Annotated in this window: 17 protein-coding genes; 6 read left to right on the plus strand and 11 right to left on the minus strand. The window is 66.6% G+C overall.

Features of this window, described 5'->3' with window-relative positions:
• Positions 1 to 57: 57 nt before the first annotated feature.
• Both ACJ7C5_RS04490 and ACJ7C5_RS04495 read left to right on the plus strand, forming a co-directional pair.
• A complete protein-coding gene (locus tag ACJ7C5_RS04490; protein ID WP_057499784.1) occupies positions 58 to 960 on the plus strand; it encodes an ABC transporter ATP-binding protein in 903 nt (300 codons plus the stop codon).
• A gap of 12 nt (positions 961 to 972) precedes the next feature.
• Positions 973 to 4,557 carry an ABC transporter permease/M1 family aminopeptidase gene (locus ACJ7C5_RS04495; RefSeq protein WP_412703176.1) on the plus strand — a complete coding sequence of 1,195 codons (3,585 nt, stop codon included), beginning with the start codon at positions 973 to 975 and terminating at the stop codon, positions 4,555 to 4,557.
• 76 nt (positions 4,558 to 4,633) lie between these two features.
• On the opposite strand, the gene ACJ7C5_RS04500 is transcribed toward ACJ7C5_RS04495, so the two are convergent.
• The 6 genes from ACJ7C5_RS04500 to ACJ7C5_RS04525 all read right to left on the minus strand — a co-directional run bounded on the left by ACJ7C5_RS04500 (position 4,634) and on the right by ACJ7C5_RS04525 (position 11,425).
• Entirely contained in the window at positions 4,634 to 4,930 is a 297-nt protein-coding gene (locus ACJ7C5_RS04500) for a hypothetical protein (protein ID WP_088024992.1), read from the minus strand.
• The gene (locus ACJ7C5_RS04505) at positions 4,927 to 5,391 is read right to left on the minus strand and encodes a GNAT family N-acetyltransferase (protein WP_412703177.1); all 465 of its coding nucleotides are present in this window, start codon (positions 5,389 to 5,391) and stop codon (positions 4,927 to 4,929) included. Before ACJ7C5_RS04505 ends, ACJ7C5_RS04500 begins: the two co-directional genes overlap by 4 nt.
• A gap of 113 nt (positions 5,392 to 5,504) precedes the next feature.
• Positions 5,505 to 5,891, minus strand: a complete 387-nt coding sequence (locus tag ACJ7C5_RS04510; RefSeq protein ID WP_094002088.1) for an SseB family protein — start codon at positions 5,889 to 5,891, stop codon at positions 5,505 to 5,507.
• Between the two features lie 142 nt (positions 5,892 to 6,033).
• Positions 6,034 to 7,749 carry an alpha-amylase family glycosyl hydrolase gene (locus ACJ7C5_RS04515; RefSeq protein WP_412703178.1) on the minus strand — a complete coding sequence of 572 codons (1,716 nt, stop codon included), beginning with the start codon at positions 7,747 to 7,749 and terminating at the stop codon, positions 6,034 to 6,036.
• On the minus strand, positions 7,749 to 9,236 hold the full coding sequence (locus ACJ7C5_RS04520; RefSeq protein WP_412703179.1) for an MFS transporter: 1,488 nt from the start codon (positions 9,234 to 9,236) through the stop codon (positions 7,749 to 7,751). The genes ACJ7C5_RS04515 and ACJ7C5_RS04520 overlap by 1 nt, the downstream gene beginning before the upstream one ends.
• Complete coding sequence (locus ACJ7C5_RS04525; RefSeq protein WP_412703180.1) at positions 9,233 to 11,425, minus strand: MGH1-like glycoside hydrolase domain-containing protein; 2,193 nt, start codon at positions 11,423 to 11,425, stop codon at positions 9,233 to 9,235. Before ACJ7C5_RS04525 ends, ACJ7C5_RS04520 begins: the two co-directional genes overlap by 4 nt.
• A 243-nt stretch (positions 11,426 to 11,668) precedes the next feature.
• Between ACJ7C5_RS04525 and ACJ7C5_RS04530 the strand changes: the two genes are divergently transcribed.
• Both ACJ7C5_RS04530 and ACJ7C5_RS04535 read left to right on the plus strand, forming a co-directional pair.
• Positions 11,669 to 13,714: a glycoside hydrolase family 97 protein gene (locus tag ACJ7C5_RS04530; RefSeq protein ID WP_412703181.1), complete on the plus strand. Its 2,046-nt coding sequence runs from the start codon at positions 11,669 to 11,671 to the stop codon at positions 13,712 to 13,714.
• A gap of 216 nt (positions 13,715 to 13,930) precedes the next feature.
• Positions 13,931 to 16,687, plus strand: a complete 2,757-nt coding sequence (locus ACJ7C5_RS04535) for a TonB-dependent receptor (protein ID WP_412703182.1) — start codon at positions 13,931 to 13,933, stop codon at positions 16,685 to 16,687.
• Between the two features lie 265 nt (positions 16,688 to 16,952).
• On the opposite strand, the gene ACJ7C5_RS04540 is transcribed toward ACJ7C5_RS04535, so the two are convergent.
• Positions 16,953 to 18,566: an alpha-glucosidase family protein gene (locus tag ACJ7C5_RS04540; protein ID WP_412703183.1), complete on the minus strand. Its 1,614-nt coding sequence runs from the start codon at positions 18,564 to 18,566 to the stop codon at positions 16,953 to 16,955.
• 214 nt (positions 18,567 to 18,780) lie between these two features.
• Between ACJ7C5_RS04540 and ACJ7C5_RS04545 the strand changes: the two genes are divergently transcribed.
• The gene (locus ACJ7C5_RS04545) at positions 18,781 to 19,779 is read left to right on the plus strand and encodes a polyprenyl synthetase family protein (protein WP_049443874.1); all 999 of its coding nucleotides are present in this window, start codon (positions 18,781 to 18,783) and stop codon (positions 19,777 to 19,779) included.
• Between the two features lie 134 nt (positions 19,780 to 19,913).
• Here the strand turns inward: ACJ7C5_RS04545 and ACJ7C5_RS04550 are convergent, their stop codons facing one another.
• Positions 19,914 to 20,699 carry a dienelactone hydrolase family protein gene (locus tag ACJ7C5_RS04550; RefSeq protein ID WP_412703184.1) on the minus strand — a complete coding sequence of 262 codons (786 nt, stop codon included), beginning with the start codon at positions 20,697 to 20,699 and terminating at the stop codon, positions 19,914 to 19,916.
• A 134-nt stretch (positions 20,700 to 20,833) separates the two neighbouring features.
• Here ACJ7C5_RS04550 and ACJ7C5_RS04555 point away from each other — a divergent pair, with 134 nt between their 5' ends.
• Entirely contained in the window at positions 20,834 to 21,430 is a 597-nt protein-coding gene (locus ACJ7C5_RS04555) for an SMI1/KNR4 family protein (protein WP_412703185.1), read from the plus strand.
• Between the two features lie 59 nt (positions 21,431 to 21,489).
• On the opposite strand, the gene ACJ7C5_RS04560 is transcribed toward ACJ7C5_RS04555, so the two are convergent.
• The 3 genes from ACJ7C5_RS04560 to murL all read right to left on the minus strand — a co-directional run bounded on the left by ACJ7C5_RS04560 (position 21,490) and on the right by murL (position 24,865).
• On the minus strand, positions 21,490 to 22,023 hold the full coding sequence (locus tag ACJ7C5_RS04560) for a hypothetical protein (RefSeq protein ID WP_412703186.1): 534 nt from the start codon (positions 22,021 to 22,023) through the stop codon (positions 21,490 to 21,492).
• Positions 22,024 to 22,122: 99 nt separating this feature from the next.
• A complete protein-coding gene (gene murD / locus ACJ7C5_RS04565) occupies positions 22,123 to 23,532 on the minus strand; it encodes a UDP-N-acetylmuramoyl-L-alanine--D-glutamate ligase (protein WP_412703187.1) in 1,410 nt (469 codons plus the stop codon).
• Positions 23,513 to 24,865, minus strand: coding sequence for a UDP-N-acetyl-alpha-D-muramoyl-L-alanyl-L-glutamate epimerase (gene murL / locus ACJ7C5_RS04570; protein ID WP_412703188.1), 1,353 nt, complete (start codon positions 24,863 to 24,865; stop codon positions 23,513 to 23,515). Before murL ends, murD begins: the two co-directional genes overlap by 20 nt.
• Between the last annotated feature and the right edge of the window lie 60 nt (positions 24,866 to 24,925).

Here is a 24,925-nt window from a genome sequence, read left to right on the forward strand (position 1 = left end):
GCCAGCCCAGTTGCGAGTGATAAACAGCCCGATCACACACGGAAAGGTGTACGTCGCATGCTGAAGATCGATTCGCTGTCCAAGACGTACGCCAACGGCGTGCATGCCCTCAACAACGTCACCCTGGATATCCCGCGCGGCATGTTCGGCCTGCTCGGCCCGAACGGCGCCGGAAAATCCTCGCTGATGCGCACGCTGTCCACCCTGCAGGAAGCCGACAGCGGCACGGCGACGCTCAGCATTCCGGGCGAAGCGCCGATCGACGTACTGCGCGACAAGGACGCGGTGCGCCGCCGGCTGGGCTACCTGCCGCAGGATTTCGGCGTGTACCCGAAAGTCAGCGCGCTGGACCTGCTGGAACATTTCGCGGTGCTCAAGGGCCTGACCCAGCGCGCCCAGCGCCGCGAGGTGGTCGATGGGCTGCTGCAGCAGGTAAACCTGTGGGACGCGCGCAAGCGCAAGCTCGGTACGTACTCCGGCGGCATGCGCCAGCGCTTCGGCATTGCCCAGGCGTTGCTGGGTGACCCGCGGCTGGTGATCGTCGATGAACCCACCGCCGGCCTCGACCCGGAAGAACGCAACCGCTTCCTCAACCTGCTGGCGGCGATCGGCGAGAACGTGGCAGTGATCCTGTCCACCCACATCGTCGAGGACGTGACCGACCTGTGCCCGACGATGGCGATCATGAACAAGGGCCAGGTACTGCTGACCGGCCGCCCTGCCGAGGCTATCGACGCCCTGCAGCACCAGGTCTGGCGCAAGCAGGTCGATCCTTCGGAACTGGCCGACCACGAGGCACGCTACGTGGTGCTGTCCACCCGCCTGGTCGGTGGTCGCCCGGTGATCCACGTGCACAGCGCCAACGACCCTGGCGACGGCTTCGCGGCCGTGGCTCCCGACCTCGAGGATGTGTACTTCCAGCGCCTGCGCCTGCAGGCCCGTGCCCGCGCGGCAGCCTGAGCGGAGCACGCCATGATCCTCAACTTCTTCCGATTCGAGCTGCGCGAACAGTTGCGTTCCCCGCTGCTGTGGCTGCTGGCCGGGCTGTTCGCCCTGCTCGCCTTCGCCGCCGCCTCCAGCGACGCCGTGCAGATCGGTGGCGGCAGCGGCAACGTGCACGGCAACGCGCCCACCGTGATCGCGCAGATGCTGGGCATCTTCACCCTGCTCGGCATGCTGGTCACTGCGCTGTTTGTCAGCAATGCGCTGCTGCGTGACTTCGAGCTCGGCACCGCCGAACTGATCTTCGCCAGCCCGGTGAAGCGCCGCGACTACCTGGCTGGGCGCATCGCTGCCGCCCTGGCCGCCGGCTTGCTGGTCTATGTCGTGATTGCGTTCGGCCTGTGGCTGGCGCCATTCATGCCATGTGTCGACCCCGAACGCATGGGCCCGATCAGCTGGCAGGGCTACGCCTGGACGTTCGCGGTCATCGTCATTCCCAACCTGTTGTTCACCACGGCATTGCTGTCACTGCTGGCGGCGCTGACCCGTTCGATCCTGTGGGTCTACATCGGCCTGGTGGCCTACCTCGTGCTGTATGGCGTCAGTGCAGCCCTGCTGCGCGACATCGACAACACGTGGATCGCAGTGCTGAGCGAGCCGCTGGGCATGCGCGCACTCAGCCGCACGATCCGCTACTGGTCCACCGCTGAGCGCAACAGTGGAATTCCTGAGCTGGCCGGCTATCTGCTGGCCAACCGCGCCCTGTGGCTCGGCGTAGCGGCGGTGCTGTTCGCCGCCACCTTCGCGCTGTTCCGTACCGAGCGCAGCGGCAGTGGCCGCCGCCGCTGGGGCCGCAGGCAGGTGCTTCCGGTTGCTGATGCGGTGGCAGTCCGCCCCACCCGCGCACCGCTGCCGCGCGTGGTGCCGGCGTTCACTGCCACCACGGCGTGGCAGCAGTTCCTGCGCCAGGTCCACTTCGATACACGCGGCGTTCTGCGCAGCGTGCCGTTCATCGTGCTGCTGGTACTGGGCCTGGCCAACTTCCTGCCCAGCGCGCTGTTCCGGCAGACGCTGTACGGCACCTCGATCTGGCCGGTCACCTCGCAGATGATCATGGGCCTGCAGGGCGCCTTCAGCTGGCTGCTGGTGATCATCGTGCTGTTCTTCGCCGGCGAGCTGGTCTGGAAGGAACGCAGCGCGCGCATCAACGAAGTGACGGACGCCATGCCGGTGCCGAACTGGGTACCGCTGCTGGCCAAGTTCACCGCGCTGCTGGCGGTGATCGTCTGCTTCCAGACCGCCGGTGCGATGGCGGCGATGGGCGTGCAGCTGGCCAAGGGCTACACGCATCTGGAGCCGATGCTGTACCTGCGCAGCCTGGCACTGGATTCGGTGGTCTACATCCTGATGGGGGGCCTGGCGCTGGTGCTGCAGGTGCTCACCAACAACAAGTTCGTCGGTTACGCATTGCTGATCGTGGTGATGATCGGCCAGGGCGTGCTCGGCCTGCTCGACTACACGCAGAACCTGTACAACTTCGGCAGCTGGCCCAACGCGCCCTATTCGGACATGAACGGCTACGGCCACTTCCTGACCGGGCAGCTGGCGTTCCAGGGCTATTGGGCCCTGTTCCTGCTGACCTTGATGTGCCTGGCGTCAGCATTCTGGGTGCGCGGTGTCAGCCACGGGTTGCGCCAGCGCATGACCCTGGCCGGCCGCCGCCTGCGCGGCCCGACCGGGGTCTTCGCCGGAGTCGCCGCATTGGCGTTCGTCGGCGTGGGTGGCTGGCTGTACTGGAGCACCAACATCCGCAACGAGTTCATCTCGCCCGACCAGCAGCTGGATCTGCAGGCCCGCTACGAGCGCGAGCTGTCGAAGTACCGAACGCTGCCGCAGCCCCGCATCGTGGCGGTGGACAACCGCGTGGACCTGTTCCCGGAATCGCAGTCGATGGTGATCGATGCGAACTGGACGGTGCGCAATACCCACGCCACGCCGATCCAGGACGTGCACGTTTCGATGGGCGATGACAAGCAGCTGGTCGCGGTCGACCTGGGTGGGCAGACACTATCGATGCATGACGCCGATCTCGGCTACCGCATCTACCGCCTGCAGAAACCGCTGCAACCGGGTGAAACCCGCAGCGTGCATTTCCGCGTGGTGCAGAAGCCCAACGGCATCACCGCGGGCCAGGCACCAAGCAACATCGTCGACAACGGCACCTTCTTCAACAGCCGCGTACTGCCGTCGTTCGGCTACAACGAAGGCGCCGAGATCAGCGACCGCAACGAGCGGCGCAAGCGCGACCTGGGTGAGCCGCGGCGCATGCCCAAGCTGGAAGACGAAGCCGCGCGTGCCAACACGTACATAGCCAACGATGCCGACTGGCTCGACTTCCGCACCACGGTCTGCACGGCACCGGACCAGGTGGCGTTGGCGCCGGGCTACCTTCTGAAGGAGACCACGGTAAATGGCCGGCGCTGCTTCAGCTACGCCATGGACCGGCCAATGCTGAACTTCTACGCCTACCTCTCGGCACGCTGGGAGGTGCGCAGGGCGAAGTACAAGAACATCCCGGTGGAGGTCTACTTCGACCCGGCGCACGGCTACAACGTGGACCGTATGATCGAAGCGGTGCAGAAGTCGCTGGCCTACTACGAAGCGAACTTCACCCCGTACCAGCACCGCCAGGTACGCATCATCGAGTTCCCGGGCTATGCGCGCTTCGCGCAGTCGTTCGCCAACACCATCCCCTACTCCGAGGCCATCGGCTTCATCGCCGACCTGCGTGACCCGGACAAGGTGGACTACGTGTTCTACGTGACCGCGCACGAGATCGCACACCAGTGGTGGGCGCACCAGGTGATCGGTGCCAACGTGCAGGGCGCCACGGTCCTGTCCGAATCGCTGTCGCAGTATTCGGCGCTGATGGTGATGGAGCAGGAATATGGTCGCCAGCACATGCGCCAGTTCCTCAAGCGCGAGCTGGACGGCTACCTGTCCGGGCGCGGCGGCGAAGCCATCGAAGAACAGCCGCTGGAGCGCGTGGAGAACCAGCAGTACATCCACTACCAGAAGGGTTCGCTGGTGTTCTACCGGCTGCGCGAGGAAATCGGCGAGCAGGCGCTGAACCGTGCTCTGAAGCGCTTCCTGCAGGACAAGGGTTACCAGCAGCCGCCGTACACCACCTCACGCGAGCTGCTGGGCTACATCCGTGCCGAGACCCCGGCTGACCGCCAGCAACTGGTCACCGACCTGTTCGAGAAGATCAGCTTCTATGACAACCGGGTGATGGCCGCCAGCGCCCGCAAGCGCGATGACGGCCGCTACGACGTGACCCTGGACCTGCACGCGGCCAAGCAGTACGCCGATGGCAAGGGCAAGGAGAGCGACGGCACGATGGATGACTGGGTCGAGGTCGGCGTGTTCGCCAATGGGCCGTCGGGCAAGGAGCGCGACCAGAAGGTGCTGTACCTGCAGCGCCATCACATCACCAGTGCCACGCCTAAGATCACGGTGACCGTGGACGAAAAGCCGGATGAAGCAGGCTTCGACCCGTACAACAAACTGATCGACCGGGTGAGCGATGACAACCGGCGCAAGGTGACGATGTGAGGTGATGGAGCGCCGGCGGTTGCGTCGGCGCTCCGCATGCTGCATGTAGTGCCGAGCCATGCTCGGCACAGCGCTTTCAGCGCACCGCGGCCTTCGGCCCCAGCAACGCAAGCAGCACATAGACCACGATCGAAGCGACGGTACCGAGCACCGCCGGCAACCCGAACGCCCACGCCGAACGGCCCTGCTGGCGCGCCCACTGGGCCAGATGCCAGGCCGCGCCCAGGTTGATCAACCAGGCAATGACGAACACCGGCCACAGCACCATGCCTACCGCGCGCAGCACGGGCATGGACACCAGCGCGGCGACGATGGCCGCGATCAGGAAGATCAGTGCGGAGCGGGAATGACGCGGGGATGCCGGTGCGTTCATGCGGCTACCCTGCGCACCATCACAAGCACGCGATAGTGGCGGTTGTCGATTTCCTGCAGGGGTTTCCAGCCGAGCCGTGCATACAGTCCACCATCCAGGGCCTCGGTCTGCAGGTACAGGTCGGTCACACCCATCCGCACCGCCTGTGCCGCGGCCTGCTCGACCAGGCCGCCAGCCAGCCCACGCCCGCGATGACTATCGGCCACGAACACGCTGCCCAGCCAATGCTCGTACTGCGGGAAGGCCTGCATCTCCCGGCGCTTGAGCTGCACCGCACCGACCACCTGACCGTCATCGAAGGCGGCAATCAGATGCGGAAAGCCTTCGGCATCCTGTGGCGGGTTCAGCCGCTCAAGTTCCTGTTCCAGCGACAGGCCAGCGTCGCGGCCCCATTCGGCGTGGTACCACCGGGCCAACTGCTGCCGTTCCAATGCATCGGCGGGTAGCACCCTGAATTCCATGGCAATGCCTCGATGGGGAAGCGTTCTGTAGTCGAGCCATGCTCGACTGATCTCGCACTGCGCGAAAGGCAGTCGAGCATGGCTCGACTCTACAAATATAGCGCGGTGGCCGCTCAGCGCTGGGCGAAGTCCTTCAGGATCTCGCCAACGCCGCTGGGCGAGATCTCGAAGCCCAGCGGAGTGCCCGGGTTGATCACCACGCCATAGCCGCCCGGCACGCGGCGCAGCACGTCCAGCATCAGCCAGCGGATCTGGTGTTCGGCCTGCTGGCTGTAGATGCCCACCCGCGAAGGGTCGGTAAACACAGCCACGTGCAGGGTGCCCTGCTTGTCGAACAGCAGCGGGTCGAAGCCGCTGCCGTCGGGGGTGACCAGGCTGCCGGTCAGCAGCACCACTTCGGAGGCGACGAAGGCCTCCATGAAAGCGCGGATCGGCACCGCCCCGTCCATCGCCGCCTTCAGCAGGGTTTCGATCGGGGTCTGCGGGGCGAGGTCGGTCATGGCGGTACGGTGGGGCGTGAGGGGGGCCTATTGTAGAGTCGAGCTTGCTCGACTGCTCGAAAAGCGTGCCAACCAAGGTTGGCACCCACCAGAGCGGTAGGCAGGTGCCATGGATTCATGGGTTGCCGGTCAGCGGCCGGCACTACCGCCCCAGCCGCTGGTCCCGCGCCTTCTGGTCGGCCATCGCCTTGTCCAGCTCGGCCTGCAGCGCCGGCTGCTGCACGGCGGCGTCCAGCACGTACACCTTCACGCCGTGCGCGGGCACGTCGGCCTTCAGGGAGGCATCCACCTGCAACCAACCGCCGTCCAGTGCATCGCGCCAGCGGCCCGCCTGCACGAAACGCGCTACGGTGAAGGTTCTGGCCTGGTCGCCCTTGTTCAGCAGCACCAGCGCGGTCTGCGCCACGTCGCCCTGCTGCAGCACGCGGAAGAACACCGCCTGATCACCCTGCAGCCGCTCGTTCACCTGCAGGCCGCGCTGCAGCGCCGGCGTGGCTTCGCGCAGTTTGGCGATGCGCTGCAGCGGCGCGAAGATCGGACTCTGCGGCGCGGCGTCCACGCGCGGTTGACCGAAGTAGGCACGGTTTCCTGCGTGCTCGGCGCGACCACGCATGAAGCCGGTTTCCGAGCCGTAATAGACCACCGGAATACCGCGCGCGGTGAACAGCCAGTTGTGCGCATCGATGAAGCCGCTGTCGCTGGCCTGCAGGCGCGGCATGTCGTGGTTGTCGTAGAAGCTCATCAGCTCGTACGGATTGGCGTATGGGCCGCCGGTCAGGTGCAGCGGCTCGCCCAGGGTTTCAAAGCCCTTGCCGGCGGTGCCGAAGGTCTGTTCCAGTGCGCCGCGCAACGGGAAATCGAGCACGCTGACGTTGGCGTTGGCCGGCCAGGTGTGCTCGGCAATTCGCGCGGCATCGTAATCGAACGCTTCGCCGAACATGAACATGCCCGGGTGCTCGGCGCGGATGCGCTTCACGAAGGCATGCCACCATGGGTGCGGCAACCAGCCGATGGTGTCGATGCGCAACGCGTCCACGCCCTGCGCGGTCCACTGCAGGTAGGCACCCACCAGGTAATCCATCACCGCCGGATTGTCCTGGTTGAAGTCGGACAGCTCGGCGAGGTTGCCGTCGAAGATCGAACCGTCCTTGCTGTCGACCGGACCGATTTTGTTGTAGAACGCGTGCAGCGGATTGTGCTGGGGGTCCAGCTTCTGGGGTGGCAGGTTCTGGTGGTCGGCAATCAGTTTGCCGTCCTTGTCGAAGATCTGGCCGAACTGCGGCTGCCGCGTCGGCATGGTCCAGGCCGGCGAGCCGTGGTTGCCGACGATGTCCAGCACCACCTTCAGGCCTGCGCCATGCAGGCCCTTGGTCAGCCCGGCGAAGTCCAGGTTCTTGCTGGGCAGGTGCTCATCGAGTTTGTAGAAATTGATGCCCCAATAGCCGTGGTAACCGGTCTTGCCACGATCGGTCAGCGTGCTGGTGCAGCTGATCGGCTTGCTGCCGGTGAAGGCTTCGTCCGGGTTGTCGATGATCGGCGTGATCCATACCGCGCCGAAGCCGAGATTTCGAATGTACTGCGCATTGTCGAGCACGCCGCGGAAATCACCGCCGAGATAGCCGATGTTGCCGTCCACCTTGTCCGGGCACGGCACCGGGATATCGAAGGTGCGGTGCTTGCCGCCCTGGTCGCGATGATCGTTGGACGGGTCGCCGTTGACGAAGCGGTCGGTGACCACGAAGTACACCGCATCGCTGGCGAACGGCTCGGTGGTGCCCACATAGTCCGGGCGTGGCGCGGCCGTCGCATGGCCGGCCAGCAGTACCAGAGAAACAGCAACAGACAGCGCACTACGCATCACACCACCTCCGGACGGGACGGAACCCGCAGCACGCATAGGCCGGCGACGAACAGGCTGCAGCCGCCCAGCACCAGCACATGCATCGGCTGGCCGCCCAGCCAGGCGCGCAGGGCGAAGCCGAGCGCACTGGCCGCAACCAGCTGCGGGATCACGATGAAGAAATTGAAGATGCCCATGTACACGCCCATCTTCGATGCCGGCACGCTGTCGGACAGCAGTGCGTATGGCAGCGAAAGAATGGACGCCCAGGCGAAGCCGACCCCGACCATCGACAGCAGCAGCCAGTGCGGGTCGCGGATGAACATCAGCGAGACCAGACCTGCACCGCCCAGCCACAGGTTGACCAGGTGGCTCCAGCGCAGGCCGATCGCACGCACCATCGGCGGAATCAGTACCGCAGCCAGCGCAGCGAAGCCGTTGTAGGCACCAAACAGCACGCCCACCCAGTTGGCGCCCTCGTTGTAGGCCGCTGACTGCGGATCGGTCGAGCCGAAGTGGATACCCGCCACCGCGGCGGTGGTGTAGATCCACATCGCAAACAGCGCGAACCACGAGAAGAACTGCACCCACGCCAAACGACGCATGGTGACCGGCATCGCGCGCAGATCGCCGACGATGGCGGCCAGCATGTGGGTGCCCGGAAGCGCACGGGCGAGCGCAAGCAGCACGCCGTAACCCGCGCACAAGCCCGCCAGCACGTAGAGCATCTTGTCGCCCTGCCGCCAGGCGATCAGCAGCGCCAGCACCACGCCGAGCCCCAGCCACAGCGCCACCTGCGTCCACGGCGCGGGGCCACTGATCGCAGCCCCTGCGTGGTGCGCCGGCGGCTCGGCATCATCGAAGCCAGCCAGCTCCGTCGGTGAGTACTCGCGGGTGCTGACCACCGTCCAGGTGATCGCCGCCAGCAACACCACCGCGCCGAAGTAGAACGCATAGCGCACGGTATCGGGCACTTCGCCGGCAGCTGCGGTGTTGGCCACACCGAAGTGGGCGAGGATGAACGGCAGGAAGCTGGCGACGATAGCGCCGATACCGATGAAGAAGCTCTGCATCGCGTAGCCGACCGGACGCTGGCGCGGCGCCAGCTGGTCACCGACGAAGGCGCGGAACGGTTCCATCGACACATTGATGGAGGCATCCAGCACCCACAGCGTGCCAGCGGCAATCCACAGCGTTGGCGAGTTCGGCATCACCAGCAGGGCCAGTGTGGTCAGCACCGCACCGATCATGAAGAACGGACGACGGCGGCCCCAGCGCGTCCAGGTGCGGTCGGACAGGTAGCCGATTACCGGCTGCACCAGCAGGCCGGTCAGCGGCGCCGCGATCCACAGCCCGGGCACCGCGTCCATGTCCGCACCCAGGGTCTCGAAGATGCGGCTGGCATTGGCGTTCTGCAGGGCGAAGCCGAACTGGATGCCGAGGAAACCGAAACACATGTTCCATATCTGCCAGAACGACAGCTGCGGCTTGGCCGGACGATTCATCGCGTGCCCTCTGTCGCTGCCACCGATGCCACTTTCAGCGCCTGCACCTGGGCCTGGTTGAGCACGCCATCACGCCCGCCCTTGCCGCCGGTGTAGTGCGCGAAGTGCTGCAGCGCGCTCATGTTGAAGCCATCTTCAAGCGTGACCGTGCACCGCCCCTTGGGCACCGCGAATGTTGCCGAGGTCGAATCCTGCACCGCCACGCTGTGCGGCAGGGTGACCGTGTGCCGCTGCAGCGGCTGGCCCGGGCACTGCAGCACCAGCTGCTTGACCGCAGCCGTGACGCCAGTGTTGATCGGTCCGTTCGGGTTGCGGTACTGCAGGCGCAGGCGCACCTGCCCGGCCTGGGCCGCGGTGAACTGCCAGCGCTCCTTGCCCTTCAGTACCTGCTGCGGACCGACGCAGATCGTCGGGCTGTGCAGCGACTCCAAAGCACCTTCGCGCCGGGTCAGGCTGAGGCAATGCTGCAGGCCATCGTCGCTGATGTGCACCTGGCCATTGCTGGCAGCGACAGCCTTGCCGTCCGTCCACAACACCTGCTCGGGTGGCACCGGAACGCTCCAGCCCGCGCCCTTGCGCAGGGCCAGCGGTGCCGCCGGTGTTGCGGGCGCACGCGCGTTGGCATCCGCAGTCGTGGCAGCGAAACCGGCTGCCGCCGGGGCGGTGACCAGCTGCACCGTGGTGGTCGTGCCACGCGTGCTGGTTCCGCCGGCCACCAGCAGGCCTTCGCCCACGTTCTGCGGGCGCACCAGCACATAGCGCTTGCCGTTGGCTTCCAACGTGATACGGGGATGCGTGCCGAAAAGTTCCGGCACCAGCACGGCCGGCAGCTTGGGCTGCACGCGGCCATCGTCCTGCACACCGAACACACCTTCGAGCACCATCGACAGATAGCCGGCCACCGACCACAGTTGACGTTCGGAGTTGACCACCGGGCCGCTCAGCGCACCTTCCTCGACATGCACGGCCTGGCTGACCAGTTCGTAGTTTTCCATGTTGGAACCGGCCAGCGCCGCGCCCTGCATCAGCGAACGGATCTCGGCGGCGATGCGCGGCGCATCATCCAGCTGCCGTGCCGCACGCAGCGAGTAGGCACTGACGAACGGCCAGATCGCGCGGTTGTGGTAGATCGGCTGCTGCGCCTCCTGCGGCCACACCACCGGGCTGCCGGCCGGCCCCATTGGGTAGGCCGCCAGCGCACGCCTTGCGCGCTCGGGTGGCAGCACGTCGGCCAGGATGCCCAGCGACAGGCCGAGCAGATCGACCTTGGCGTAGGGCACCGGGTGCGCGGCTTCACCGATGTAGCTCATGTACTGGCCGATATCCTCGCGCCAGAAGCGTGCATCGATCTGCTGCGCCAACGCATCGGCCCACGCCTTGTAGTCGGCCGCGCGGGCGTCGCCGTGCTGGCTGGCCAGCCGTTCGGCCAGGCGCAGCGCCTGGTAGTGCAGCACGTTGGTGGACAGCGCATAGGAATCGCCGATGAAGCGCACGTCCTCACGGGTCCAGTCCGGATAGGTCTGCTCACGCCAGTCCAGGAACGAAGTCTCGCCACGGTACAGGCCCATCTGCGCGTCGAACACCATCGTGCGGTCCTGCGCCAGCGTACCCTGCAGCGCCTGCCAGACCTGGTCGGCAAACGCGCGATCGTCCAGCAGGTGGCGTGCCGCCAGGAACCACACCACGCGGTCGCTGCTGATCGGCCAGCTACCGCCGGAACCGGTGTCCTGCGCGACGAACAGACCGGGCGTATGGCCATCGCGCGCCGCCGACAGCTTGAACTGCAGCGACTGCCGGGTGCGCTGCGGGTCCAGCCGCGCCAGCGCCAGGTCGGCGGCGAAGCTGACATCGCGGGTCCACACATAGGGCCAGCGCGCGCCGGTCTGGAAGCACTCGCACGGCACAGGCCGGCCTTCGTCGAACGCCGGATCGCGAATCGCGTCCACACGGTCCTGGTCCATCTCCTGCTGAGCCAGCGCGAACAGCGCGTCGAACATCACGCTGCCGGTCTGGCTGCGCATCGGCATGGGCGCGATGCGCACCTCTCCCTTCGGCGCATGCAGCACGAAGCTGCCGTTGGCAGCGGCTTCGGCGCGCGCATGGCGGCCGTCGAATTGCAGGTCGGCCGCCTGCGCGGTCGATCCCAGCGCTGCCCCCAGGGCAGCGGTCAGGCAAATGATCTTCAGCATCGAAGCGGCGGACCGGCTTGCGCCCGTCGGCCTCCCTCCCTCTCTGCACGCGTTGTAGGTCCGCACCGTCGTTGCCGGCGGGCGGGCACGGCCCCTCCCTCAAGGTGCCTTGGCCCCATGGTAGACGCGGGGCTGTCGGCTGCGTCCAGCTGCATACGTATTCATGGCGCCACGCGGTAGCGCGCCTGCCGCGCTGGCTTATGGTCCGGGTCTGCCAACGGCGCCTTGGGAGGGGAAATGCCGATGTCACCCACTGCTGTACACGCGGTGTTCGCGCACATGCTTGGACTGGCCCTGCTGGGCCTGGCCGCGCTGGCACACGCCGCGCCACAGATCGCCAGCGTCGAATCACCGGGAAAGGCGCTCAAGGTCAGTCTGGTGTTGGACGGTGGCACCGCGCGCTATCGCGTAGAGCGCTTCGGCGAGGTCGTGGTGGAGGATTCGAAGCTGGGCTTCGCCCTGCGCGACGGCCGTCTGGACCGCGATTTCGCCCTGCTCGGGCAGCAGCAACGCAGCGTCGATGACAGCTGGGAACAGCCCTGGGGCGAGCGCCGGATTACCCGCAACCACTTCAACGAGCTGACCGTGCAGCTGGCCGAAACCACCGGCAGCAAGCGCCGGCTGGATGTGGTGTTCCGCGTCTACGACGACGGCCTGGGCTTCCGCTATGTGTTCCCCGAACAGCCGAACCTGCACGAGGCGATCATCGATGATGAACTGACCGAGTTCGCCATCGCACCCGAATCAACCGCCTGGTGGATTCCCGCCGGCGAGCCGATCCACTACGAATACCTGTACCAGCGCACGCCACTGCGCGAGGTGCCGCTGGTGCATACGCCAATGACCCTGCGCAGCCGCGATGGCCTGCACGTGGCGATCCACGAGGCCGCACTGGTGGACTACGCCGGCATGTGGCTGCGGCGCACAGAAGGACAACGCCTGCGCGCGCAGCTGTCGCCCTCCGCCCAAGGCTGGAAGGTGCGCCGTGCCCTGCCCTTCGCCACGCCGTGGCGCACGCTGCAGATTGCCGACCGCGCAGGTGGCCTGGTCGAATCGGACCTGATCCTCAACCTCAATGAGCCCAATGCGCTGGGCGACGTGAGCTGGGTGAAACCAGCCAAGTACCTGGGCGTGTGGTGGTCGATGCACCTGGACAACGAGAGCTGGGCGACCGGGCCGAAGCATGCGGCGACCACCGCCAAGACGAGGAAGGTGATCGACTTCGCCGCCGCGCACGGCTTCCGTGGCGTACTGGTGGAAGGCTGGAATCCGGGCTGGGACGGCATGTGGGTGGGCAATGGCTACGACTTCGATTTCACCCGCGCCACGCCGGACTTCGATATCGAAGCGCTGTCAGCGTATGGCCTGAAGAAGGGCGTGCATCTGATCGGCCACCACGAGACCGGCTGTGCCATCGAGCATTACGAGGACCAGCTGGGTGCCGCACTGGACCTGTATGCGCGGCTGGGCGTGGACCAGTTCAAGACCGGCTACGTCTGCGACGACGGCCAGGTCGACCGCCGCAATCCGGCCGGTGGCCCGCTGTGGCGCGAGTGGCACGACGGCCAATTCATGGCCCGCCACCACCTGAAGGTGGTGCAGGAGGCCGCGCGCCGGCACCTGTCGGTGAACCCGCATGAGCCGATCAAGGACACCGGCCTGCGCCGCACCTACCCCAACTGGATCTCGCGCGAAGGCGCACGCGGCATGGAGTACAACGCCTGGGGCCAGCCGCCCAACCCACCGGAGCACGAGGTCAACCTGGTGTTCACCCGCATGCTGGCCGGGCCGATGGATTACACCCCCGGCATCCTCAGCCTGAAGGGCCGCCACGGCCAGGCCATTCCCAGCACGCTGGCCCGCCAGCTGGCGCTGTACGTGGTGCTGTACAGCCCGATCCAGATGGCCGCCGACCTGCCCGAGCACTACCTGCAGCATCGCGAGGCATTCCGTTTCATCGAAGACGTGGCAGTGGACTGGGAGCAGAGCCGCGTGCTCGATGGCGAAGTGGGCGACTACGTGACGATCGTGCGCCGCGACCGCAACAGCCGTGACTGGTTCCTCGGCAGCATCACCGACGAGCACGGCCGTGTGCTGCCGGTATCGCTGGGCTTCCTGGAACCGGGCGTGCGCTACCGCGCCGAAATCTACCGCGATGGCGAGGGTGCGGATTTCCGCAGCAATCCGTTCGCGTTCATGCGTGAAACCCGCGAGGTGACCAGCGCCGATGCACTGACGCTGGTGCTGGCACCGGGTGGTGGGCAGGCCATTCGTTTCACACCGCTTTGAATGCACCGGTAGTGCCGGCCGCTGGCCGGCACTAGCGCACGAGGCATCTGAAAGCGATTACACCCCTGCAAACGCCATTGAATACGTATGCAGGGTGATTCCCGCGAAGAACGCGCTGCCTACCATAGCGGCGACGACAGCGGCCACCGCGTCGCACGTCCACGGTCACGCCGGGACGTTCACGAATCGATCTGCAACATTGCCTGGGAGGGGAAAATGTTGAACCACAAGCGCAGCGCGCTGAGCATCGCGCTGGCCGTTGTCCTGGCGCCGACGCTGGCGTCGGCACAGTCCACGCAGAACACCACCGCGCCGGCCGGCATCGCCGCCACCAACCTGGATACGGTGCAGGTCACCGGCATCCGCCGCGGCATCGAGAGCGCGATCGCGGTCAAGCAGGACGCCACCTCGGTGGTCGAAGCGATCTCCGCCGAAGACATCGGCAAGCTGCCCGACGTCAGCATCGCCGAATCCATCTCGCGCCTGCCCGGCCTGGCCGCCCAGCGCGTGGCGGGCCGTGCGCAGGTGATCAGCGTGCGTGGCCTGTCACCGGACTTCGCCACCACCCTGCTCAATGGCCGGGAAGTGGTCAGCACCGGCGACAACCGCGGCGTCGAATTCGACCAGTATCCGTCCGAGCTGGTCAATGGCGTGACCGTGTACAAGACCCCGGACGCGGCGCTGGTCGGCCAGGGCCTGTCGGGCACCATCGACATGCAGACCGCGCGCCCGCTCAGCTTCGGCGAGCGTGTGATCGCGGTCAGCGGCCGCTACCAGAAGAGTTCGCTGGGCCGCGCCGCCAACGTCGATCCGTACGGCAACCGCTTCAGCGCCAGCTACATCGACCAGTTCCTGGACAAGACCCTGGGCATCGCCATCGGCTACGCGCACAGCGACATGCCGATCCAGGAAAACCAGGTCGGTCTGTACGAGCCGTGGACCACCGAGCACACCGACAAGGGCAACCGCCCGGGCGTTGCAGCCGGCACCTACTTCTCCGATGGCATCAAGGCACTGCGCCGCACCGGCAACAACAAGCGCGACGGCGTGATGGCCACCATCCAGTTTCGGCCGAACAACAGCTGGACCAGCACCTTCGATGCGTTCCACACCGAAGCCGAGCAGATCGATACCGCCAACCAGTTCGAGCTGAATCTCAGCAACTACAACGGCAACTACACCCCGGGCCTGCTGGTCAGCAACCCGCAGATCAACGCCAACGGCTCGTTCACCGGCGGCACCGCCAGCGGCGTGTATCCGCTGGTGCGCGGCATGTACAACAAGCGCAAGGACAAGATCGATGCGTTCGGCTGGAACAACGAGTTCAACTTCAGCGGCGTGAAGCTGGTCGCCGACCTGAACTACTCCAAGGCCACGCGCGACGAGCTGAACCTGGAAAACAACCTGCAGCTGACCCCGATGCCGCAACTGGATACGGTCGGCGTATCGATCCGCCAGGATGGTTTCTCGCAGATCAGCCCCGGCCTGAACTACTCCAACCCCGATGCGCTGTTCCTGACCAACACCATCTACGGTTCCGGCTACGGCAAGGTGCCGAAGGTCGAAGACCGGCTGAAGGGTGGCAAGCTGGCCGCCACCATCGCCCTGCCCGATGCGATTGCCTCGTGGGCGCCGGATATCGACATCGGTGTGAACTACGCCGACCGCCGCAAGGTGAAGACCCAGTCCGAAGGCAACATCCTGCTCGGCGCACAGGGCGACGCCAACATCGCCTCGGACCTGCAGTACCGCCCGGTCAACCTGGGCTTCGCCGGCCTCGGCACCATCCCGGCCTGGAACGTGCCGGCAGCGGTCGGTCGCTACATGACCTTCAACCCGGTCGACAACCTGGACTACCTGATCCCCAAGTCGTGGACGGTCGAAGAGAAGATCACCACCGCCTGGGCGCGCCTGAACATCAACACCGACATCGGTGAAGTGGGTGTGCGTGGCAACATCGGCGTGCAGATGCAGCACACCGACCAGAGCTCGGATTCGCGGTACTGGGACAGCTCGCAGTCGGCCGGCAACAACGTGCAGCCGTACTCGAACGGCCGCACCTACAACGACTGGCTGCCGAGCTTGAACCTGGCCTTCATGTTCCCGCACCAGCAGACGCTGCGCTTCGCCGCCGCCAAGCAGGTCGCGCGACCGCGCGTGGACCAGATGCGCGCCGGCCTGGAATTCGGCGTGGACACCGGTACCGGCCGGCCGGGCGGCAGTGGTGGCAATCCGCTGCTGGACCCGTGGCGTGCCACCGCGCTGGACCTGTCCTATGAGAAGTACTTCGGCGAGAAGGCCTACGTGGCTGCCGCGATCTTCTACAAGGACCTGAAGAGCTACGTCTACACCCAGTCGGTGGACAACTACGACTTCACTTCACTGCTGGGCAGCTACGTGCCGCCGCCGGGCATGACCTCGCCGGTGCTGACCACCGGCACCTTCTCCGCGCCGCAGAACGGTAAGGGCGGCACGTTGAAGGGCCTGGAACTGACCGCATCGTTCCCGCTGGAGATGCTGACCGACAGCCTGCGTGGCTTCGGCGTGCAGGCCAGCGCGACCTTCAACAAGAGCGACATCACCATCCTGGATCCGGAGAGTGCCTCAAGTGTGGGCACCGACCCGATCAGCCTGCCGGGCCTGTCCAAGCGCGTGTACAACTTCACCGCCTATTACGAGCGCAGCGGCTTTGAAGCACGTGTGAGCCAGCGCCGCCGTTCGGACTTCATCGGTGAGATCGGCAACTTCAACGGCAACCGCAGCCTGCGCTACGTGGTGGGCGAGAACGTGACCGATGCGCAGGTCAGCTACACCTTCAGCGACAGCAGCGCCCTGCGCGGCCTGACCCTGCTGCTGCAGGGCAGCAACCTGACCAACGAGCCTTACCGCACCTACGCCGGCAGCAAGGACCGCCCGCTGGAGTACATCGAATGGGGCCGCACCTACATGCTGGGCGTGAACTACAAGTTCTGACCATGACCGGGTAGTGCCGGCCGCTGGCCGGCAACACAAGGGGAGCAGGACCGGAAACCCGCTGCGCAGGCAGCGGGTTTCCTTTTGCGCGAATGCCGGCCATCGGTCGGCAAGGCCCATCCACGCATGGCGTAGATCTACTGGTTGGGGTGTCGCTGGGTAGATCCACGCCATGCGTGGATGCCCTTCACCGGAACCCCACCCACAAAAAAGGGACGGGGCGCTTCGGCCCCGTCCCCGCAAGTACCGCCACCGGAGAAAACGGTCAGCTGCGTCGGGCGCAATACACCGCGCGCGGCGGCAGCTGGAGTTCATTGCCCTGCACCGTGCCCGCATCCGGGCCCGGCACCGCCACCTGCTGCCAGTTGCCCGGCGGCAGCGGATGGCTCACCGCTTCGGCCGACAGGTTGAAGGCCAGCAAGAGGGTTTCATCTGCAAGCATACGCTCGAACAGCAGCACTGGCTCGGCGCTTTCGATGAATCGGATGCTGCCATGCAGGAGCGCCGGCTGGCTATGCCGCCAGGCCAGGAACCCCCGGAACGCGGCCAGGACCGAGCCGGGGTCGCGCTCCTGCACCGCCACGGCCGCGGCCCGGTGCTCGGCCGGGATCGGCAGCCACGGCTGGCCCGTGGTGAAACCTGCCAGCGGCGCATCGGTCCACGGCAGCGGGGTGCGGCAGCCATCACGGCCCTTGAAGTTCGGCCAGAAGGTGATGCCGTACGGGTCCTGCAGGGCCTCGAACGGCACCTCGGCCTCGGCCAGGCCCAGTTCCTCGCCTTGATACAGGCAGACCGAGCCGCGCAGCGAGCACAGCATCGCCACCAGCATCCTCGCCAGGCGCGGGTCAGCCGGGTGGCCGCCCCAGCGGCTGACCGCCCGCTCCACGTCGTGATTCGAAACCGCCCAGCACGGCCAGCCTTCGGTCATCGCCGCTTCCAGCCGCGAAACCGTGTCGCGGATGTAGGCCGCGCTGTAGTCGTCCACCAGCAGCTCGAAGCTGTAGCCCATGTGCAGGCGGCCATCGCGGGTGTACTCGGCGGTGGTGGCCAGCGAGTCCTCCGAGGAGATCTCGCCCAGGCTGACCGCCCCCGGATACTCATCCAGCAGCGCGCGCAGGCGCTCCAGGAACGGCAGGTTCTCCGGCTGGGTGTTGTTGTAGTAGTGGTACTGGTAGGCGTACGGATTGTCCGGGCTGAAGCCGCGGCCGAAGCGCTTCTCCGCCGGTTTGGCCGGGTTGTCGCGCAGCTGCGCGTCATGGAAGCAGAAGTTGATCGCATCCAGGCGGAAGCCATCCACGCCGCGGTCCAGCCAGAAGCGTACGTTGTCCAGGGTCGCCTGCTGCACGTCCGGGTGATGGAAGTTCAGGTCCGGCTGGTCGACCAGGAAATTGTGCAGGTAGTACTGCTCGCGGCGCGGCTCCCACTGCCAGGCGCAGCCGCCGAACAGCGACAGCCAGTTGTTGGGCGGCGTGCCGTCCTCGCGCGGGTCGGCCCAGACGTACCAGTCCGCCTTCGGATTGCTGCGGTCCTGGCGGCTCTCGCGGAACCAGACATGCTCGATCGAGGTGTGGCTCAGCACCTGGTCGATCATCACCTTCAGGCCCAGCCCGTGGGCCTTGGCCAGCAAGCGGTCGAAGTCATCCAGGCTGCCGAACAGCGGGTCGACATCGCGGTAGTCGGCAATGTCATAACCGAAGTCGGCCATCGGCGACTTGAAGAACGGCGAGATCCAGATCGCGTCCACGCCCAGCGCGGCGATGTGGTCCAGGCGCTGGATGATGCCCGGCAGGTCGCCCACGCCGTCGCCGCTGGCATCGAGGTAGCTGCGCGGGTAGATCTGGTAGATGACGGCTCCGCGCCACCATGGATAGTGCGACATCGACAGCCCCCCTCCGGGCATGCAGGGCCCGCCGGAAACGGGCCGAAATCCTGTTCCGGCAAGCTTAGCGGCGCCCCCCCGGGCATGGCGCAACCTGCATACGTATTCACGCAGGCGGCAACGTTGGCCGGGCCGCGGACGTCGGCCCGCCCGGTTTGCGCCCGAATTCACAGGCAACGCCTATAATCAGCGATGAGCCTGAAAGCCTGATCGCATGACCATCACCGAAGACACCCGTCCCGCCCTGGGCCTGCCCCAGATCCAGTCGCTTGCCGCGGCCGACATGGCCGCCGTCGATGCCCTGATCCGGCGCCGCCTGTCCTCGGACGTCGTGCTGATCAACCAGATCGCCGACCACATCATTTCCGCCGGCGGCAAGCGCCTGCGCCCGATGCTGGTGATGCTGGCCGGCCATGCGGTCGGCCAGGCCGGCCCGGACCACCACCAGCTGGCGGCGATCATCGAGTTCATCCACACCTCCACCCTGCTGCACGACGACGTGGTGGACGAATCCAGCCTGCGCCGTGGCCGCAGCACCGCCAACGCCCTGTGGGGCAACGCGCCCAGCGTGCTGGTCGGCGACTTCCTGTACTCGCGCAGCTTCCAGCTGATGGTCGAGCTGGAGCGCATGTCGGTGATGCAGATCCTGGCCGATGCCACCAACCGCATCGCCGAGGGTGAAGTGCTGCAGCTGCTGCACGTGCACAACCCGGATACCGACGAAGCCGCCTACCTGCGCGTGATCGAGCGCAAGACCGCGGTGCTGTTCGCTGCCGGCACCCGTCTGGGCGCGCTGGCCAGCGGCGTGGACGAAGCCACCCAGCAGGCCCTGTTCGACTACGGCATGCACCTGGGCTACGCGTTCCAGATCGCCGACGACGTGCTGGACTACTCGGCCAATGCCGAGGAGCTGGGCAAGAACCTGGGCGATGACCTTGCCGAGGGCAAGGCAACGCTGCCGCTGATCCACGCGATGGCCCACTCCGACGACGCCACCCGCGAGCGCCTGCGCACCATCGTGCAGGACGGCGACGCCTCGGCGATGCCGGAAGTGCTGGCCGCGATCCGCGCCACCGGCGGTCTGGAGTACAGCCGCGCGCGTGCCGAGGAATATGCCGAAGCCGCCGAACGCGCGTTGGACGGTCTGGCCGACAACGACGCGGTTGCCGCCCTGCGTGGCCTGGCCCGCTACGCGGTGCAGCGCTCGCATTGATGGATGCGTGCCGACCAACGGTCGGCACCTACCATCTTCCGTAGGTGCCGACCGTTGGTCGGCACGGAAACATCGGTGGGTGCCGACCGTTGGTCGGCACGGAAACATCGGTGGGTGCCGACCGTGGGTCGGCACTACATGAAACGTTCCTCGAAGAACTCATCCAGCGCCTTCCACGCGCGCTTGGCCGCCCGTTCGTTGTACTGGCAGCCCGGCGGGCTGTTGGCGTCGCGCTCGGCGAAGCAGTGCACCGCCCCGCTGTAGTTGGTGAATTCCCAGTCGACCTTGGCGGCATTCATTTCTTTCTGGAAGCTGCCGATGTCCTCGGCAGTCACGCTCTTGTCGTCGGCACCGTTGAGCACCAGCACCGACGGGTGAGTGCCACCCGCCTGCGCCGGCAGCGGCGAGCCCAGCCCGCCGTGCAGGCTGACCACACCGGCCAGCGGCGCGCCGGCACGGGCCAGTTCCAGCACCGTGGTGCCACCGAAACAGAAGCCCACCGCACCGATCCGACGGGTATCGAGCGGCACCTTGCCGGCCTGCGCCCTGAGCACGCTCACCGCCTCCAGCGCACGTGCGCGCAGCAGCGGCCGGTCGTTGCGCAGCTTGCTGGCGATCGGGCCGGCCTCGGCATCGGTCTTCGGCCGCACGCCCTTGCCGTAGACATCGGCCACCAGCACCACGTAGTCATCGCCGGCCAGCTGCTTGGCCTTCTCGACCGCCGATTCGTTCACGCCCTTCCAGTTCGGCACCATCACCAGTCCCGGGCGTTTGTCATGCCCGCCATCGTCGTAGACCAGCACACCACTGAAGGTCGTGCCCTGATGCTTCCACTCCACCGGCAGGGTCTTCATCGCCGCCCATGCCGGCATCGCCGCCAGCCCCAGCATCACCGCCACACCGCATCGCCAACGATTCATGCGCCTGCTCCGCAAGAAAAAGGGGACGGAGGGGATTAAGCCGTATTCGCCCCTCCCGCGTCGCATTCTGCATTGGCGACGTGACGCAGGTGTGGTTGGATACGACTTAATCCCCTCCGTCCCCCTTTTTCTGCATGAACCTTGTTGATCGCTTTCTGTCTGGCCTGATCCCCCGCCTGCCTGCCGAGGATGCCCCGCAGTGGGCCCACGTGCAGGGCGCCAGCGGCGAAGACCTGCAGCGCCTGCGTGCGCAGTGGCCTCAGGTGCCAGACAGCCTGCTGGAACTGTTGTCCCGCGTGGATGGCACCCACTTCCGTGAGTACCCCGGCGGCGAGGTCTGCGTGCTGGTGCTCGGCTCGGACGTGGAGGACGGCGGCTATCCCTACTACCTGCGTTCGGTTGCGCAGATCTTCGAAGACCAGCAGCAGTGGGACGACAGCATCCGTTCGATCTACGAAGAGTGGCTGGATGACGAGCCGGAGATCCTGGGTGAGGGCATCGACGCCGATCTGCCGATGAACCGCCGCCTGTGCTTCTCGCACTGCATGAACAACGGCGGCACCTCGATGCTGTACCTGGATTTTGATCCGGTACCGGGTGGCACCGTCGGCCAGGTGGTGCGCTACCTGCACGATCCCGACAGCTATGCAGTGATCGCGCCCAGCTTCGATGCGTATCTGCAGCAGCTGATTGATCGCGATTACGCGTTCATCGACCAGGACGAGGATTGAACCCAGCCGAGCATGGGCACGGCTCTGCAGTAGATCCACGCCATGCGTGGATAACGGCCTCACCCGCGTTCGATCCAATGCAAGGTGCCCGGCTCGAACGCCAGCAGATCCGCGGCTGCCAGGCGCGCACGCGGCCAGTGACGTTCCGGTGGCTTCGGCTGCCGGGCACCCACCGAATCGTCGTAGTCGCGTACCAGCAAGCCAATGCGCGCGGCCCCGGACTGCAGCAGGGCATCGATGCGCTGCAACCACTGGCCGGCGTCGCCCACAGCTTCAACGCGACGCGCCTGCTGATCCTGCTCATGCCGCGCCAGCTGCTCGGCCAGCGCGCGGGCGATCTTCGTCTCGCTCCAGCCCTTCTTCCGCCAGCGTTCGGCATCGCCCTTCCATTCCTGCTCGACCCGCACCGACGCCAGCACCGTGCCGCAATCGCAATGCGCGGCGCTCAGCCACGGCTGCCAGCCAGGCCCGACCGCGGCCTGCAGGCTTGGCGAATTCTGCGCGAACAGGCGCCGGCCGCTGCGGGTGAAGATCGCGGCGGCCATCTCGTGCGGCAATGACGTGGGCAGGAACACGGTGATGAAGGTGCACATGCGGGCATCCGGGTCCGTCCGGGGATGCCTGCATGATAAATGCACGATGGGGTCAGAGCCCTTTCCTGCGGAAAGGGATCCGACCCCAGGGCCGGCCGGTCAGGCGACGCCCAACCCCGGAATCGCGCTGATGCTGTCCGGATCAAACCCGGCCAGTTCCGCGAAATGACGACCACGCGCTACGTAATCGCGGTAGGCACCAAAGCTCGGCGCGCCCGGCGACAGCAATACCACCCCGCCCTGCGCACCCAACGCAGAACGCGCCAAGGCCATCGCCTCCGGCAGATCACCGGCGGCGTGCAGGCCAAAGCGACCGGCATCGGCCAACGGCTGCAGCATCGCGTGGATGCGCGGGCCGTTGCTGCCCATGGTCACGATCTCCACCGGCGGCACGTCGTGGGCCATGTGCTGCATGAAATCGGTCCAGTCCAGGCCACGGTCATGCCCGCCCACCAGCAGCGCGATGCGCTGGCCGGCGAAACATTCCAGCGCGGCCAGGCTGGCGTGCGGCGTGGTGCTGATCGAATCGTTGACGTAGGTCAGGCCATCGGCCGCGCCGATGCACTGCAGGCGGTTGGGCAGCGGGCGGAAATCCTGCACCGCCGGTGCCAAGGCCACGGCATCCAGGCCCAGCGCCTCCAGCGCGGCCAGCACCGCGCACAGGTTGCCGCGGTTGTGGCGGCCCGGCAGCGGCGTGTTGCGGGTATCGAACACCGGCTGTTCGCCACGGTGCACGATGTCGCCGCGCATGTGCCAACCCTGCGGCTGGTTGAACCAGACCACCTCGCTATCGGGCAGTGACAGCGCGGCCAGGTGCGGATCGGCGGCATTGAGCACGGCAATGCGCGGCGCGGCTTCAGTCACCAGTCGCAGCTTGTCCTCGATGTAACGCTGCTCGCTGCCGTGCCAGTCCAGGTGTTCGGGGAACAGGTTCAGCACCACCGCCACCTGCGGATGGGCGCCACTACGCGCCACTTCGCCGGTCTGGTAGCTGGACAGTTCCACCGCCCAGTACTCGGGCGTGGGCTGCGGATCCAGCACTTCCAGCAGCGGCAGGCCGATGTTGCCGACCAGGCCGGTGCGGTGGCCGGCCGCACGCAGCAGGTGCGCGACCAGCGCGGTGGTGGTGCTCTTGCCCTTGGTACCGGTCACGCACACGGTGTCGTGCACGATGCCATCGGCACCCGCATGCTCGGCAAACCACAGCGCAGTGCCACCGATGAAGGTGGTGCCCTGCCCCGCCGCCGCAAGCGCGATCGGCTGGTACGGGCTGATGCCGGGCGATTTGATCACCACATCGAACGCGGCCAGCGCTTCAGCGGAAGGCTCGCCACGCACGTCCAGCACGCCCTGTGTTTCCGCACGCGCGGCCTCCACTTCGGCCGCCGGGCAGAACAGGCTCAGCGGCAGCGTGGGCAGGCGCTCGCGCAGCACCGCAAACGCGGCGCGGCCTTCACGGCCCCAGCCCCACAGCGCAACGCGCTTTCCTTCAAGCTTCGAAATCTTCACGCACCCGTTCCCACAGCGCAGCCGGAACGCGGTGCTCGCCCTGCAGCTGCAGCAGCGGCGCCAGTTCCAGTTCGGCGGCATCCAGCTGCGGCTGGATCTCATTGCAGAAGCGCTTGACCAGCACGTCTTCCTTCCACTCCGGGCGCTGCGCCAGGGTCGCCATCGCCGCGCGCGATTCGCGGCCTTCGCCCACGCACTCGAACGGCTTGTGGTCCTGGAACTCCAGCAGTGCGTCGAAGCCACCGGCCTGCTCGGCATCGTCCAGCAGGTTGCGGCCGAAGATACGCACCAGGCGCGTCTTGGGCATGAACGGGGCCAGCGCCAGGAACACGAAATGGCACTTCGGGCAGACGCCGCACCAGCGGTTCACCGGGCGCTCGCCGAGGATGTGGAAGTTGCGGTTGCAGCTGGAGAAGTGCGCGTCGTAGAAATCGGTCTTGGCGAACTGGCGAGCCACCGCCAGCTCCGACATCGGGCGCAGCAGCGAGTAGTACTGCAGGTCCGCAGCGACGTGCTTCTGCACGTGGCTGCCGAACGCCTGCTCGAACGCCCAGCCCTTGGACCACTGGTGGTTCACTTCGCCGGTGCCTGGAATCTGGCTGCCGTAGCTGGCCGAACGTTCGTTGGAGAACACCACCTGGTCCACGCCCTGCAGCAGCGCGGCCAACACCATGATCGCCGAGTTCACCGCGGTGACCGGGATATGGCCGTTCCAGGCGCCCTGGCGGTTGAGCTCGAACAGCTCCGGCGCCAGCGCGCGGCCCAGGTTCAGCGTCGGCAGGCCGGTGCGTTCGGCGCAGGCACGGATCAGCTGCGAGCCACCGATCCAGGTCACCGTCTCGTCCACGCCGGCACGGCGCAGCGCTTCGATGCTGACCAGCGAATCCTTGCCGCCACCGATGGCCACCAGCGCGTGCGGCTGCAGGCCCAGCATCGGCGCCTGCACCGCCTCGCCCTGCACCGGCAGGCGGAAACGCCCGCGCAGGTTCAGGCCGTTGCGGTAGGCGAACTCGCCCAGGCCATTGAGGTAGACCGCCTCCACCAGCGCCGCGGTATCGGCATCGATGGCATAGCTGTCGATGCTGACCGTCTCCGGCACGCCGGCCTTGTAGTAGCTGACACCAGCAATCAGGTGCAGCAGCTGCAGCGCACGCTGCACGGCGGCGGCGCGCGCCTCGTCCAGCACGAACGGGGCGCCCGGCACGGTGATGGTTTCCACCATCTCCGGGCCGTCATCGAAGGCGTAGACCAGCTTGGCCACGCCGGTCTCCGCGGCGAATTCGCAGCGGACGAAGCGGAAGCGGGAAACCTGGTGTTTGTCGAAAGCAGTCATGGTGTATCCGGTCAGGCACGGGCCCGCGCAGCTGCGCGGGGCGTGTCGGTGGGCGGGTGC

Origin of the sequence: Nocardiopsis yanglingensis (assembly GCF_045809185.1) — a bacterium.
Taxonomy (GTDB): domain Bacteria; phylum Pseudomonadota; class Gammaproteobacteria; order Xanthomonadales; family Xanthomonadaceae; genus Stenotrophomonas; species Stenotrophomonas yanglingensis.

Coding starts and splice junctions, on each gene's coding strand:
- murL (WP_412703188.1), bottom strand. CDS start 24,865: ATGACTGCTTTCGACAAACACCAGGTTTCCCGCTTCCGCTTCGTCCGC.
- ACJ7C5_RS04535 (WP_412703182.1), top strand. CDS start 13,931: ATGTTGAACCACAAGCGCAGCGCGCTGAGCATCGCGCTGGCCGTTGTC.
- ACJ7C5_RS04555 (WP_412703185.1), top strand. CDS start 20,834: ATGAACCTTGTTGATCGCTTTCTGTCTGGCCTGATCCCCCGCCTGCCT.
- ACJ7C5_RS04515 (WP_412703178.1), bottom strand. CDS start 7,749: ATGCGTAGTGCGCTGTCTGTTGCTGTTTCTCTGGTACTGCTGGCCGGC.
- ACJ7C5_RS04500 (WP_088024992.1), bottom strand. CDS start 4,930: ATGAACGCACCGGCATCCCCGCGTCATTCCCGCTCCGCACTGATCTTC.
- ACJ7C5_RS04545 (WP_049443874.1), top strand. CDS start 18,781: ATGACCATCACCGAAGACACCCGTCCCGCCCTGGGCCTGCCCCAGATC.
- ACJ7C5_RS04550 (WP_412703184.1), bottom strand. CDS start 20,699: ATGAATCGTTGGCGATGCGGTGTGGCGGTGATGCTGGGGCTGGCGGCG.
- ACJ7C5_RS04560 (WP_412703186.1), bottom strand. CDS start 22,023: ATGTGCACCTTCATCACCGTGTTCCTGCCCACGTCATTGCCGCACGAG.
- ACJ7C5_RS04525 (WP_412703180.1), bottom strand. CDS start 11,425: ATGCTGAAGATCATTTGCCTGACCGCTGCCCTGGGGGCAGCGCTGGGA.
- ACJ7C5_RS04505 (WP_412703177.1), bottom strand. CDS start 5,391: ATGGAATTCAGGGTGCTACCCGCCGATGCATTGGAACGGCAGCAGTTG.
- ACJ7C5_RS04540 (WP_412703183.1), bottom strand. CDS start 18,566: ATGTCGCACTATCCATGGTGGCGCGGAGCCGTCATCTACCAGATCTAC.
- ACJ7C5_RS04490 (WP_057499784.1), top strand. CDS start 58: ATGCTGAAGATCGATTCGCTGTCCAAGACGTACGCCAACGGCGTGCAT.
- ACJ7C5_RS04530 (WP_412703181.1), top strand. CDS start 11,669: ATGTCACCCACTGCTGTACACGCGGTGTTCGCGCACATGCTTGGACTG.
- ACJ7C5_RS04520 (WP_412703179.1), bottom strand. CDS start 9,236: ATGAATCGTCCGGCCAAGCCGCAGCTGTCGTTCTGGCAGATATGGAAC.
- ACJ7C5_RS04495 (WP_412703176.1), top strand. CDS start 973: ATGATCCTCAACTTCTTCCGATTCGAGCTGCGCGAACAGTTGCGTTCC.
- ACJ7C5_RS04510 (WP_094002088.1), bottom strand. CDS start 5,891: ATGACCGACCTCGCCCCGCAGACCCCGATCGAAACCCTGCTGAAGGCG.